The sequence below is a fragment of the Oleiphilus sp. HI0128 genome (assembly GCF_001635365.1).
Genome location: NZ_LWGG01001086.1, coordinates 1 through 13,980, shown reverse-complemented (window position 1 = coordinate 13,980; position 13,980 = coordinate 1). Strand labels below are relative to the sequence as shown.

The window sequence follows — 13,980 nt, the reverse complement described above, 5'->3', positions numbered from 1 at the left end:
CGTGGTACCCTGGTCTTTACTCGTTTTATCATGGGTTTTGTTTGCAATATTCCAAGTAATATAAGAACTCATCTCGATGAAATTTGATTAGTTTTGAACCAAGTCTCACTGAAAACTCTGAATTTAACCTAAGTTACCTAAATTACCCTTCTTTGCCACAGCTTCGTAATCCTCTTTTTTATATGGTTTAAATCACTTACTTGTCATTGCTTTGGAGGAGTCCCCCAAAAAAGTCAGACAAGAAAGAACCTGAAAAAGAATAGTTCTTTAAGAACATATAAAACACTTACATACATGAAAAAAACAAAATTAAGAAAATTAACGGAGTCGATTGATGAAAAGCCTGAAATTGAAGTTGGTGACACTGACGTCACTACTTGTTGCTGCATTCGCGGTTAATGCGAACGGCTACAGTAATGTATACGTATTTGGCGATAGCCTTTCTGATAATGGTAACCTTAATGCCATTGCACCAGACCAAACCTATGGTGAACGTTTCACCAATGGCCCTGTAGCGGTAGAATTCGTTGCAGCAGCACTAGGTCATACCCTAACACCATCGCTACACTTAGCGGGTGGTTATACTGGTAACAACTTTGCTATTGCTGGTGCAAAAGCAGTTGACGAAGATGGTGATGAATCTACACCGGACATCAACCTACCTACCCAGGTTAATGCTTTCCTACAAATCAATGCAGGTGTTGCTCCTTCAGACGCGCTATACATCGTATTAATCGGTGGCAATGACATTCGTGCAGCACGTGAAATTCGCTCAGGAGCAGTTTTCGCTTCTACAGCTGAAGAACGTCAGGCTATTCGTCAGGCAGCTAATGCTTCATTGAAAGCAGCTGTTGAATCTGAAATTGCTCAAATCGAAAAATTGATCGCTTCTGGTGCTCAGCACATTCTAGTATCTAATGCTCCAGATATCGGCGCGATCCCCGAAACTGATTTGGTTGTTGCTGGCTTACTTGCAAACACTCAAACGACTCGCCAAGAGCGCAAAGCGAACCGCCTTGTACGAGTTACTACTAAGCTTTCAGCTAAGTTCAATCGCAAGCTGGATCGTAAATTGGCTCGTCTTGAGCATCAAACAGGTGTCGATTTTATCGAGTACGACCTATTCAGCTTCTTGACTGATCAAGTCGACAACGCTGAAGACTATGGCTACACCAATACTGACGACGCATGTGCTTACATGCTATCTCAAGGTGGTGCACTTCACCCTGAGTGTGATGGTTACGTAACAGCTACTGGCTTCTTGTTCTATGATGAAATTCACCCAACTACGCAAGCTCACCAAGCTGCAGGTATTGAAATCGTTCAAACTCTATTGGCTCAATAAAACAAATTTGAGCCTCCCTACCAGACACACCCAAAACGATAACTAATAAAGCAGTACTAACTCTAAGAGGGCCTCGGCCCTCTTTTTTTATTCCAGTCGATAACACCTGTACAACTTAGAACTTCAATTGCTTTTAGTTAAAGCAAATGGAATCATGCCTGTTTTCAAAACACGGTTGCGCCCATGCCTTCGACAATTCTATACACCTTCAGACGCTGCCCTTATGCCATGAGAGCACGGTTGGCCCTGACTCTTAGCCAGGAAAAGATTCAGATAAGGGAAATTGTCTTACGAAATAAGCCAGCGACAATGCTGCATTATTCTCCGAAAGGTACCGTTCCGGTGCTCATCCTTCATCATTCAGAATCCGAGGCCCCGCAAGTGATTGATGAAAGCCTGGATATCATGAAGTGGGCTTTCAAACGATACGATCCAGACAACTTTTTAGATGCTTCCAAACTTAACGAGATGCTCGACCTTATTTCAATCAATGACGGTGAATTCAAAGATAAGCTTGATCGATACAAATATGCAGACCGCCACCCAGAACAAAGTGAGCAGGAATATCGCAAGCAAGGCGAAGGTTTTTTAGAGCTTTTGGACAAGCGCTTACAAAACCAAACTTTTCTTTTTGGCGAGCAGGCCTGCCTGGCAGATCTCGCCATCTTTCCCTTTATACGACAATTTGCACATGTAGACCTAGAATGGTTTGATGCGAGCCCTTACGACTATCTCAAGCGCTGGTTGTCAGACTACAAAGAGTCTGACATATTTTTGAGTATTATGAAGAAGTATCCGGCTTGGAAGGAAGGTGACGAAATCACTTGGCTACCTTTGCCAAGTGACAGTTAAGGTTACTTTAAACTTAAATGAGAAGTATCCGGAATCACCGGTGGAAGCTCTTCTTTCTTTTCAGCAATATCACTGCCAACAGGCGCAATCGTCACATTATCCAGCTCATGGAATTCTGCCATGACCTCTTCATGTACTTCTGATAAGCGCTCGCCCACCTCGCCAACTTGAAAGTGCGTATCTGATAGTATCTCGTCGACTTTTTCCCCTGCCAAATTAAGGCCGGTTTTGCTGGCAACATTCTGCAAATCGGTCTTTGAAGCACTGGCCGTTAAGGGAGCCTTAGCCGTTGGCGTTGGCGTTGGCGTTGGCGTTGGCGTTGGCGTTGGCGTTGGCGTTGGCGTTGGCGTTGGCGTTGGCGTTGGCGTTGGCGCAGCCTGAGGAGCTGGCGCACTAAAGTCTACTTTGACACCCGGACTGCCCATCGCCTCAACTTGGCAATCAGCGCCACGCTTACTCATCGCAAGGATATATTTCTTTGCCGTTTCCTGGTCGAGCTTATTACGTATCACCACCCGCTTGCCAGTAAACATGCGCTCTACTTGGTCTACGCTTGTTTTAAATAGCTGCGCAACGTGTTGCTTGGTCTCTTGCTCCGAAAAGCCTTCAACCAGTTTGCCGTAAAATACAATTTCGTACTGCTGCTCACTCATACCGTTTTGCTCTTTGCTAATTTCTTTCCCTAACAATAAGTCTAGGTCAAGACCCGAAATTTACCTAGTCAGAAGATGCTTCACTCCGCACTTCTGCCCTGTTTCGGCCATTTTCTTTTGCTTGATACAGTGCAGAGTCTGCTCGTTCAAATAACTGCCCCTGATCCAGGCCTTCTTCAAAGACACTTAAGCCAAAAGACATGGTAATTTGAATCTTTTCATCGCGAAAATGAAAAGGTAAGCGACCGATCATTTCCCTTACTTTTTCAATTACCTGCTTTGCAGTTTGCAAATCTGTTTCTGGCAAAATAATCACAAACTCTTCGCCACCATAGCGCGCAACAAAGTCGGTCTTGCGTATTCTATTTTGAATTTCCTTGGCAATAATCTGTAGAACTTTATCGCCCGATAGGTGACCATAGTTGTCATTAATACTTTTGAAGAAATCGATATCCGCCACCACCAGTGTAGCCGGCTTTTTATAACGTTTGTAACGTTCAAGCTCCAGCTCAAAACGTTCGTCATAAGCCTCTCGATTAGGCAACGACGTTAAAGAATCTTTTAATGCTTTATCTCGCTCTTCCTTCAAGCGTTTACGAATATAACGAGTCTCTTCTTCCATCGCTTTGATGCGCTCTTTTAGGACCTCGACCTCTTCTTCTTTTGCTTGCTGGTGTTCAACTGCATCACCAGCATGCTGATCTACAGCACTGGATATGCTGTCCAAGTGCTCCGAAATAGATCGTTTCAAATCATCTATATCGACAGCTTTTCCCACACGCTGAGTCATTTCATCGACTTGATCACGCATATGTTGATCAAATTTTTCGTTTTTATCTTGCCAGGTGTCATCAATACTCTGACTCTCTACCAAAAAGTCCTGAACTTTACTCAAGCGCTCATCGAGCACCTTCAGAAAGTTACTAAACTCGCGCTGCCCTTTACCCACAACCGAAAGGATCAAGTTAGACAAATCATCCAAAGTAGGGCCAAGTTCATACCAAACCAGCTCTTTTTCAATTTGACCACGCAGTTTCGCTACTTCTCTGGTCGCACTGCTTGGAAACGCTAATTGGTCCAGTAGATTACTCAAAGTGTTGCGAATATGCCGCGCAACAGAAGAAAAGCCAGGAGCAAGCTCTTCTGCTGCATTGCTGGCATCGTCCGTTTCTAGCTCCAAGTCCTCTTCGCTGAGGGAGCTATCTTCGCCCGAAGCCGTATCAGCGCTTGCATTTTCATCACTTCCGCCACCCAAGAGACGACTTAAGAAACCGGCCTCTTTTTTGTCTGGGTCAACAATTACCGACAAGACTTCAGACTGGAGTTTTGCATACTCAGACAGGATAGCTGGGTATTCTTGAATATTTGACGAACGCTTGGCGATAGACTTTAAGAGCTTCTTTAGCCCACTTTTCTGCTTTCGAGGAAGCTTGAGAGTCAATAGCTGATCGATAATACTCTCTAAAGCACTCGCTACTTTTCTCAGGTTTTGCTGTTTGCTCTCGTCCGCCGCAAGAATCAATTTATCAATACGCTTAAGGCGCTTTTCGAGATCATTCTTTTCAGGTGTTGCACTGCGCACCGCACTGCGCAAGCTAGCCAACTCGCCATCTAATTCATCAGAAGTGTGCTCTGCCGCCAAGCTAACACGCACCAGAATTCGCTGCATCAGTGAGGCGTAATCTTGAATGAGCTTTTTCTGGCCGTCAAAAGACTCACCTTGCTCAAAATACTTATCTTTCCAGCGTTCTAGCTCTTTTTTTAAATCCGACTGGTTACTCATGAGTTCTCCAGCTTTTTGAACCGATTCAAATGTTATTATTTACTTAGTAAAACAAACAAAAATGATAATGCTTATTTTGTATTTCGTTTTCTGGCTCTAGGGTGAGATGCATCATACACCTCAGCTAAATGTTTAAAGTCTAGATGAGTATAGACCTGTGTGGTGGAAATATCGGCATGGCCTAATAATTCTTGTACGGCGCGAAGGTTTTGACTCGACTCCAACATGTGGCTTGCAAAAGAATGTCGCAGCATATGCGGGCTGACATCATTAATAATACCTTTCTCGATTGCCATTTTTTTCAAGCGAACCTGAACATTACGTACACTTATCCGCTTTCCTTGCTGGCTAATGAAAAGTGCGACCGCCTCTTCTCCCAAGCAATCGCCACGAAAGGCTAACCACTCTTTTAGCGCTTCAATGGCCTTGCTTCCTAATGGCAAGTGCCTTTCTTTGCCACCTTTACCCAGCACATCAACAAAACCTTCATCAAGATTTATGGAATTTACATTCAAATTTACTAATTCAGAAAGGCGTAGACCTGAAGAATAGAAAACCTCGAACATGGCGTGATCACGAATCACATGCCAATCGCCACTATCGTTATCTAATAGATGGTTAATTTGATCAACATTCAAGACTTTAGGCAGTTTTTTGCTCCCTTTTGGAACCGGAACATCCAGACACGGATTGTGTTCTAGCAAAGCATGTTTAATCTGGTAATTGTAAAAACTACGTAGTGACGACAGTGCTCTTTGAATACTCTTGCTAGAAAGCTGCTTACGGTGCAGGTAAGAAACGTATAAGCGGACATGAGCGTGACTGAGCTCACTCCAAGCGTGAATACCCTGTTCAGAGCACCAAGTATGAATACGCTCCAAGTCACGCCTGTAATTGGTGTAAGTGTGATGGGAGAGCCTCCTAACGACCAGTAAATTATCGAGAAACTCTTCTAGTAACTTTTCCATCACTGCCTCGAATTCTCTACCGGATCATTAAACCATTTATGGCGACTCGCTTCGAAAATATCTATTCCAAGAGCGAAGGAACTGAGTCCTCTACCTGCTGTCGCTTAGCAGCCAACAACAGATTCGGCAGAATACGGCTGATAAAATCGCTGATATAAGAAAGGAATAAAGAGCCCATTGAGCTATCAAAGTGCTTAGCATCGCGACTGCCCAAACAGAACAAGCCCAAAAGCTCACCATTTCGTAAAGGAATCACTGCCGCTGAACCGACTTCTTCGGGGTTCGGGAACAAGCATGCACGCTCTTCGTCTCGGAACTGCCCGCAAACTGCTCGTGTATGATCGAGAATACCGCCTAGCTGCCCCCGAGCCTCATCGATCGAAATGACTTTCACTTCGCTAACAGGGTAGTCACTTGGCTTACCAAACAATAAAATGCTGCTGAAGTCGATATTCGCATCATTTTTGAATGCCTCATTTACGACCATTTCAATCTCATCAAGGCTCTTCACCTCTAACAAGTTTAATAACAGGCGTTTGGTCTTCTCAAAATGAGCATCATTCTCATGCGCAATGGAGATCAGTTCATTAAGCTTGTTTTTCAGCTCATCACGGTGCTCTCTAAATACTTGCACCTGACGCTCCCCTAAAGATATCGCAGCGCCGCTCGCATGAGGTATTTTTAGCTCATTCAACAAGTAATCATGTTGAACAAAGAATTCAGGGTGAGTCTTCAAATACTCAATAACGTCAGTTTCTTGAATACTCGCAGCTTGCGGGCTTACTTCAGCGTTTACTTCTTTATTGCTCATACTATCTTCACTAATACGGTTCACTATGTCTGGGGGAGTCCATTCAAAACTTATATTTATTTATCTGAAATCTATCAGTATTACGATGTGGGCTAAGAGATCACGAATCTAGTTCAAGCCTCACTAAACGCCTATCGCTAACTAAGTGTAGCGCTAAATTCGAATTTTTCCTTCGAAAACAGTCATAGCGGGGCCTTCCATCATTAACGGTGAGCCGACGCCCTGCCACTCAATTTTTAGATTACCGCCAGGCAAGCGAACCTCAACTGGCGATTCCAGCACACCTCGGCTTATTCCAGCGGCAACAGCCGCACACGCACCGGTACCACAGGCCAAGGTTTCACCCACACCTCGCTCGTAAACGCGTAGTTGGATAAAGCGCTTATGTACTATTTCCATAAAACCAACATTCACACGCTCTGGAAAGCGTTCATGCGCTTCAATCAATGGTCCTAAATGCGCAACCTGCTGATCACTCAATTCAGGCACCTGCAAAACAGCATGAGGGTTGCCCATAGACACCGCAGAAATCTGCAAGGGTTCACCATCGACATCGATGCTGTAACTATCTGCTGGAGCATCCGCTGTAAATGGAATACTTTCTGGGTCGAATACTGGTTCGCCCATGTCTACAAGGACGCGACCATCATCATTGACCTTTAACTCAATATCGCCTTTTTTTGTTTCGACCCGAATACTATCTTTGTTGCTTAGCTTCTTCTCGCGCACGAAGACTGCGAAACACCTGGCACCGTTACCACACTGCTCAACTTCTGAACCATCGGCATTAAAAATTCGATAGCGAAAATCAACATCAGGCTTGCCAGGTGGTTCGACCAACAAAAGCTGGTCAAAGCCCACACCTAAATTACGATCAGCCATTCGGCGAATTTGTTCAGGACGAAGGTGAACATGATGGCTGATCATATCAACCACCATAAAGTCATTACCCAAACCATGCATTTTGGTAAAGTTCACCACCATATTGTTTTCTCCCGATACCTAAAATACTCTAAATGCCCACTAAGGCATCAAATTCTCAAGCGCTAGTTGATCATCAATTGTTTCACGCTTACGCGCTAATACGACTTGCTCACCATCTACAACCAGCTCTGCCACACGACCTCTGGAGTTGTAGTTCGAGCTCATTGCAAAGCCATAAGCACCTGATGACATTACCGCGAGCAAGTCGCCCGCCTTAATAGCCAAATCACGATCTTTACCCAAGAAGTCGCCCGTCTCACAAATCGGCCCTACCAAATCATAGTGATGACGCTCACAATCAGAACCCGGCTCTTTTTCTACCCGAATAATATTCTGCCATGCGCTGTATAAAGACGGGCGTAGCAGGTCATTCATCGCCGCATCGATAATCGCAAAGTGCTTATCTTCGTTGTGCTTCAGAAATTCGACCCGTGTTAATAAAACACCTGCATTCGCAGCAATGGAACGTCCTGGCTCCAAAATAACCTTTAGACCTCGATCCCCGATTTTTTCTAACAAAGCGCTGATATAGTCAGCCACTTCAGGTGGCTGCTCGTCATCATAAGTAACGCCTAAACCACCACCCAGGTCAAGGTGCTCGATCACGACCCCTTGTTCTGCAAGCTGATCAACCAAAAGCAAAACTCGCTCTAATGCATCAAGAAATGGTTCCGTTTCAGTTAGCTGGGAGCCGATATGGCAATCAACGCCTATCACCTTTACGCCAGCCAGCTTGGAAGCAGCCTGGTAAATCGCTGGGGCCTGCTCAATGGCAACACCAAACTTATTATCTTTTAAGCCGGTCGAAATATAGGGATGAGTGCCCGCATCAACATCAGGGTTCACGCGTAATGAAATCGGTGCGACTTTGCCCATCTCCAAAGCAACATCATTTAAACGATAGAGCTCTGCCTCGGACTCAATATTGAAGCAATGAACACCCACCTCAAGCGCGCGTTGCATCTCATGTGCTTGTTTGCCGACACCTGAAAAGACCACCTGATCTGCACTACCACCAGCACGCAGCACTCTTTCTAGTTCTCCGACCGAGACAATATCAAAACCGGCACCCTGCTTGGCAAGAATATTCAGTACAGCCAGATTAGAGTTTGCCTTGACTGCATAGCAAACTAAGTTCGCATGCCCTGCAAAGGCTTTTTTATAAGCCTGATAATGCGCCTCAAATGCTGCACGTGAATAAACATAACACGGGGTGCCATACTGTTCAGCGATCTGGCTTAGTGACGAATTTTCTGCATACAACTCGCCATTCTGGTACGAAAAATAACTCATGATTTATAACACTTTTTAATCGCCTGAACCGCTTCAGGCTTGGATAGAATTTGCCAATCACCCAGGATTGCTAAGCTTAGTTCTCAAACTGCTCTTCTGGGGCTCTCGTATCTCGTTTCTTTTTTTCTGCCTTATCGGAAGCAGGACTTTCCACCACTTCCGACTGATTGTGCACAGGCAAATAGAGATCACCCTTTTGGCCACAGCCTTGCACCAGTACCACACATGACATGATAAAAAGAGGCGTAAGTTTTAATCTCATACGTTTACTCACACCTCGAAATAAAGGCCGAAAAAGAATAATTTCCGAAAGGCTCATGGGAAGATACGCGTCAGCTGCCAAAAGGCAGGAATTATAACGAGTTGAAGGGCAATTGACTATTTTTAAGTACAAACCCTAACGAGAAGACTGTTTTTGTATGGCTCGATGCAGAGCCTTGTCAGCCTTTGCAAACCAGCGCAATACTTCCAGGGTTTTCGCCGAATCACTGGATGCTACGCTAAATTGAGATGAGTGATTGCTAAGCAAGACCTCCGACACCATAAGCGGCAGTCGGTCAGATACCTGCTGCTTATTAGCATAATGGATAAGCGCTTCATATTGCTGCTCTCCATGCGCGGCATTACTAAACTCCATACCCTGAAAGCTCAAGTCGCAGTTCGACTGGTAGCCTTCACTGCTAACATGAACCTGTACCTCACTCACTGCACAGTGTGGAATATCTTTCAGCGCCCGTATACGATAACCACCGTCTTTCGCCTTGGTGATTTTATTAAAGCTCACCGTAGGCATTTCACCTCCCAGGCTCATATCTGAGAGCTGCCTTGTTTCCAACATCCGAACCAGGCACTCATTCAATGCAGAAAGTAGTAGCATCTCGTCACGCCCCGTTAAAACCAGGCGCAACAGGCTACCCTGCTCGTCCAATATAATTAACTGATAGGTATCGTGATGCAAAAAGAAAAAAACCTGAATATTACCAGGCATATTGTAGGGTAAAACTGCTGCAACCAGGGTCTCTCCTGGCTGAGCGTATTCATCAAAAATAATTGGGCTATAGTGACGCTGCCCCTGCTTTAAGGCTTTGTAGAGCTCCACCTCATTTGCATAGGAAAAATACCTGAACTGCTCATCAACATACTGAACCACATAGTGACGCCCGCCCATATCGAGAACATAGCGAACAGAGCGGACACGTCCATCTGGAAAAAAAGCTTTCTTGATCGAGGTAAAGACACCTTCAACACGCGAAGCAATAATACTCGCTCGCTGAGGGCAGAAACAAAATACACGTAATTCACACTCGAAGTCACTTTGCTGTGCCAAACAAATCTGCAAATAAGACTGCAGGGTTTGCATCAGGGTATCACCCACTTCAAAACGGTGCGCACTGACTTCATTCCAGCTATTAATACTGATTTGATCTATCGTGCGTACCAGGTTAAAGCGATCGGTACTGTAGTCGAGTGCATCTGTACGATCACTTAAACGCTGCATCCCCCGTTCCGCTAATTCTTCCATGGGGTCTAAACCAACGCTCACAAACAAGACCACCTGTGTAACCTGCGCAGCCTTAACAAAGCTTGCCTGATTCACTGGTGGAAGAGGTACGCTAATACTTTGCTGCAAAGCACGAATCATCTGCTGAACTTCTTGTAGCCTGTAGCCCGTATCACCCGGTACCAGACTTAAGCGAGTGGAGCTATTTACAATGCCGTTAAAATATAGCCATGCAAGTAACTCCACCATCGAAGTAAATTTCTTCAAGGGCACTTCAAACGAAGCATCTGAATCAGTACTTAGATTCCTGTATAACAGCCAGCCGCTTTGCTCACTTGGCATCAACTGAGAGCTGGTATGGTGAATAGCCAGGTTCTCTTCCCATAAGTCCCCGACAATACCCGGATTAACCCGCTCAACCTTACCTGCTTTCTTCTGAAAATTTGCGTATAGCTTTCTGCCCAGGAGGTTAAGGTCTTCAGCGGTAATACTGGAGCGAATACCATGAGTGCGAGCATACTGTGACAAAAACCGATAACAGTAACTCAACTCTGCCACTAAGACTTGGCGCTCGACCAGAACCTCATCAACTTTCCATTTGGCGCGAGAGTCCAGGTACCTGAACTTACTCTCTGACCAACCCCAGGTTCGGACAATTTTTTCCAATAGTTTTCTCTGCCATGAAGGCCCCCTTCCCGATGGGGATCGAGAGAGTTTTTTCGCAACTTTAATGTAAAAGCTCTTCTGAACAATATCGAGCCGTTTATGTTCTTTTCTTTTATTTAAATAAGCTTCGAGACGCTGATAGACAAGAAGATATGGATCCAGATCTTCAATACCTAATTCATCATCATAAACAGCGCGCTTATAAACCTGACTCAAAGTTTCAGCTTCCGGAAGCTCTTGGGCATAAACTTCCGCCAGCAAGATTTTCAGTACTGATTTATAGGGCGAGTCCAGGCCTTTATATAGCTGCCATAGCCCAGCACCTATCAACTCACTTTTAGGAATAAACGCAGCGCTACCAAAATCGAGAACCTCTTGCTGTTTAATAAAACGTTTACTCAACAGGAGATCAACTTTCTCCTCGTATTCTCCTTCTAAATTTGGTGGAATCAGCCACCAAATTGGGTAACGCCCCGCTAATAAAATCGCAGTACGATAAAACTCGTCCAGCAGCAAATAATGTTGTGCAGAACCACTACTTTCTTTATCCATGCGGTTATTCAAGTGCCCAGCCTTAAACTTTTCCGCATTCATCAAAAAAGTATGAAGCTCCAAGCCTAGACTGTTTGCCCAATCATCTATCTTCTTGGCTTTTTCTGCGAGCGAAGCCATAGCGTCTTCGCCCAGGCCAGGGTCAAAGCACAACCATAAGTCCACATCACTCGCTTCAGAGTGCGCTAAGGTTCCAGTACTGCCCATCATGTAGAGAGCATGTATCTGGCTAAGCTGGCGGGAGCCTGACTTAAACTTAAAGGTCTGGCTAAAGGACTTTGCAATACTTAAAGCTGCTTTATCGGGTTGATAAGCCGACACGCCGGCGGGTGCATCTTGCGCGACATAACCCGGCATCAGAGGGTGGTTAACGTGGTAAAGTAAAGGCAATACATAAAGGATATCTTGATGTCGGGAAGACAAGCCCTGTCGACAGCGCTCGAAGCGATCAGCATTGACCTGCAAAAAACGGTTCTTAATGGTCTTTAAGAGTTTCCGGTCGACACCATCTTTATAGTCTGGCGCTAATTTGGTTTTAAATGTGCTCATACCCAGTCTACTACCAGATCCAGAAAGGGCTTATCAGCCATAAAACTAAAATAACTCGATCTCTGATTCCATCAACGAATCTTCCACCACGACCGGCTCACTAACAAAACTAATCTCTTCGGAAAAGAACTCCACTCCGATGTGAAAAGCACAAGCTTCCCCATCTACCTCAATATAACTGGAGAAGCGGGTAGGGCCAGGTTCAATCAAGTCGTTCAACTCAACACCAAAAGACGTCGTCGGCAGCCCCAAGGTAATCTCTTGCTCATGCGACATTAACTTTGTCTTCAAACGCCCGATCAACTGATTGGCCATTTCAGAGATCCAATCTTCCAGGGACTCCTCATCAACGACAGTGATGTTTGGTACCGGATAGGTCATAGCAAGTACAGTCATAGGCAGCTCAAGCGCAAGCGCAAGCTTGATTTCCATATCTTCAGAACCTGCATCGATAAGCGCTACCGGCGCATCTAACCAATCAGCCTCGTTAGCCGGTGACATGTTCACATCACAACTAAGGCTTGCCAGAAGCTCTTTCAAAGAGTCTTCATAAAGAACATGAATATGTTGTGCTACTTCTAGTGATTTCATAACGTTAGCTGTCTGCGCACCTTTCCATTTAAAGCAGGCTATCCCTAGGGACCACTTTCTGAGTTTAATATATTAATATGCGTCGAATAAGCTTAGACCAAGAATAATCACTAAGCCAAAGCACGCTTACAAAAATATCTCAAAATTAAGCGAGTTTAGTACTATAGTTTTTTCATGTAATAATTGTTTATCATTTTCGCGCTAAACAATCGAGCTAGCCCAAAAGCATACTCACAAGAACAACAAGGCAAACAATCTTGAGCGATAACGTACTCTCTTCTATCTCTTACTTGCATCAGTTTATTCGGTATAGCGAAGAGCAAAACCTGGAACTCAATTACTCACACATTACTAACACACTAGAAAAGCATAAGGGGCAGGACTTTATCCCCTTTAACGATTTCAAGGACTTTGTTCATGACATTTATAGTAAGTCCAGTTGTCCATGGCTAGGCCTTCACTTTGCCCAAAAAATTCAGCTTTCCAGCCATGGCAGCTTAGGTTTTGCCGTTTCTCACGGTATTGACTTAGGCGAATGCCTTGAGCTGATTAGCCGCTATTATCAAACCCGCTTGCAAGCCATCGGAATTAACATTCAAGTTAATGGCGAAGATTGCCTTTTAGAAATTAAAGAAACTTGTACATGGGAGCCCATACGAGAATTACTCTACGAAGTTTTACTCGCGTCTTTACTCAACGTTATAGAGTTTGTAATTGGCAAGGGCGTCGAACAGTGCACCGTTTGCTTCCCCTATAAGGCACCCGCATGGCAAGACAAGTACGTAGAGCTACTGCCTTGCTCTGTTCACTTTGACGCTAAGACTGCCGGAGTCACTATCCCAAAGTCTTTACTTAAGATCACCAGCGTTACGGCAAACCCTCGCTCTGTTGAACTGGCGCGCGCACAATGCGACGAAGAGCTTTCTCGTCTGAACCAATTTGATAGCCTTGAACAAAAAGTTGTCTCGCTTGTTGAACAGGCTCACGATTACTCTTTATCGATAGAAGAAATCGCGAGAAACCTGAATATGTCCAAAAGCACACTCGCGAGAAAGCTAAAAACAGAAAATACTTCTTTTAGTAAGGTCATGGCTAACTTACGAAAAGCTCAGGCAAAAAACTTACTACTGAATACCCAATCAAGCATTGAAGCCATTGCACTGACTCTAGGCTATGATGATGCTTCCAACTTTAACCGTTCATTTAAGCGCTGGTTCGATAGCTCACCATCGCAATTCAGACTAGCGCAAACAGGTTATTTGGGCTCAACTAGTAGTCATTTTGATTCAATAAAGACTAGATCTTGGCTTATAAGGACTGTTTGTGAGCTTGTCTGAATTGCGATGGTGAGCTATCGAACCAGCGCTTAAATGAACGGTTAAAGTTGGAAGCATCATCATAGCCTAGAGTCAGTGCAATGGCTTCAATGCTT

At 44.6% G+C, this 13,980-nt stretch carries 13 protein-coding genes; 3 read left to right on the top strand and 10 right to left on the bottom strand.

All coding sequences use genetic code 11. The features are described 5' to 3' along the window. Window positions 1–334 precede the first annotated feature (334 nt). Together A3763_RS18530 and A3763_RS18525 are read left to right on the top strand one after the other, a co-directional pair. Window positions 335–1,345 carry an SGNH/GDSL hydrolase family protein gene (locus tag A3763_RS18530; RefSeq protein ID WP_068634447.1) on the top strand — a complete coding sequence of 337 codons (1,011 nt, stop codon included), beginning with the start codon at window positions 335–337 and terminating at the stop codon, window positions 1,343–1,345. Window positions 1,346–1,528: 183 nt separating this feature from the next. After that, a complete protein-coding gene (locus A3763_RS18525) occupies window positions 1,529–2,197 on the top strand; it encodes a glutathione S-transferase (RefSeq protein WP_068512847.1) in 669 nt (222 codons plus the stop codon). Between the two features lie 2 nt (window positions 2,198–2,199). Here the strand turns inward: A3763_RS18525 and A3763_RS28865 are convergent, their stop codons facing one another. The 9 genes from A3763_RS28865 to A3763_RS18480 all read right to left on the bottom strand — a co-directional run bounded on the left by A3763_RS28865 (window position 2,200) and on the right by A3763_RS18480 (window position 12,548). After that, complete coding sequence (locus A3763_RS28865) at window positions 2,200–2,850, bottom strand: hypothetical protein (protein ID WP_068760316.1); 651 nt, start codon at window positions 2,848–2,850, stop codon at window positions 2,200–2,202. 64 nt (window positions 2,851–2,914) lie between these two features. Next, window positions 2,915–4,633 (bottom strand): GGDEF domain-containing protein, encoded by a 1,719-nt coding sequence (locus A3763_RS18515; RefSeq protein ID WP_068512853.1) that lies wholly within the window; start codon window positions 4,631–4,633, stop codon window positions 2,915–2,917. Window positions 4,634–4,704: 71 nt separating this feature from the next. Then, window positions 4,705–5,601: a tyrosine recombinase XerC gene (gene xerC, locus A3763_RS18510; protein ID WP_068512856.1), complete on the bottom strand. Its 897-nt coding sequence runs from the start codon at window positions 5,599–5,601 to the stop codon at window positions 4,705–4,707. 61 nt (window positions 5,602–5,662) lie between these two features. Continuing rightward, window positions 5,663–6,412 (bottom strand): DUF484 family protein, encoded by a 750-nt coding sequence (locus tag A3763_RS18505; RefSeq protein ID WP_082870321.1) that lies wholly within the window; start codon window positions 6,410–6,412, stop codon window positions 5,663–5,665. A gap of 153 nt (window positions 6,413–6,565) precedes the next feature. After that, a complete protein-coding gene (dapF, locus tag A3763_RS18500; RefSeq protein ID WP_068512859.1) occupies window positions 6,566–7,396 on the bottom strand; it encodes a diaminopimelate epimerase in 831 nt (276 codons plus the stop codon). A 39-nt stretch (window positions 7,397–7,435) separates the two neighbouring features. After that, complete coding sequence (lysA, locus tag A3763_RS18495) at window positions 7,436–8,689, bottom strand: diaminopimelate decarboxylase (RefSeq protein ID WP_068512862.1); 1,254 nt, start codon at window positions 8,687–8,689, stop codon at window positions 7,436–7,438. 76 nt (window positions 8,690–8,765) lie between these two features. Continuing rightward, on the bottom strand, window positions 8,766–8,951 hold the full coding sequence (locus A3763_RS18490; protein WP_068512865.1) for a lipoprotein: 186 nt from the start codon (window positions 8,949–8,951) through the stop codon (window positions 8,766–8,768). A 135-nt stretch (window positions 8,952–9,086) separates the two neighbouring features. Further along, window positions 9,087–11,957: a class I adenylate cyclase gene (locus A3763_RS18485; RefSeq protein ID WP_068512869.1), complete on the bottom strand. Its 2,871-nt coding sequence runs from the start codon at window positions 11,955–11,957 to the stop codon at window positions 9,087–9,089. A 45-nt stretch (window positions 11,958–12,002) separates the two neighbouring features. Further along, the gene (locus A3763_RS18480; protein ID WP_068552932.1) at window positions 12,003–12,548 is read right to left on the bottom strand and encodes a hypothetical protein; all 546 of its coding nucleotides are present in this window, start codon (window positions 12,546–12,548) and stop codon (window positions 12,003–12,005) included. Between the two features lie 257 nt (window positions 12,549–12,805). Here A3763_RS18480 and A3763_RS18475 point away from each other — a divergent pair, with 257 nt between their 5' ends. After that, complete coding sequence (locus A3763_RS18475) at window positions 12,806–13,885, top strand: AraC family transcriptional regulator (RefSeq protein ID WP_068760315.1); 1,080 nt, start codon at window positions 12,806–12,808, stop codon at window positions 13,883–13,885. Here A3763_RS18475 and A3763_RS27110 read toward each other — a convergent pair. Beyond that, window positions 13,857–13,961, bottom strand: coding sequence for a helix-turn-helix domain-containing protein (locus A3763_RS27110; protein WP_231872244.1), 105 nt, complete (start codon window positions 13,959–13,961; stop codon window positions 13,857–13,859). The genes A3763_RS18475 and A3763_RS27110 overlap by 29 nt on opposite strands. Between the last annotated feature and the right edge of the window lie 19 nt (window positions 13,962–13,980).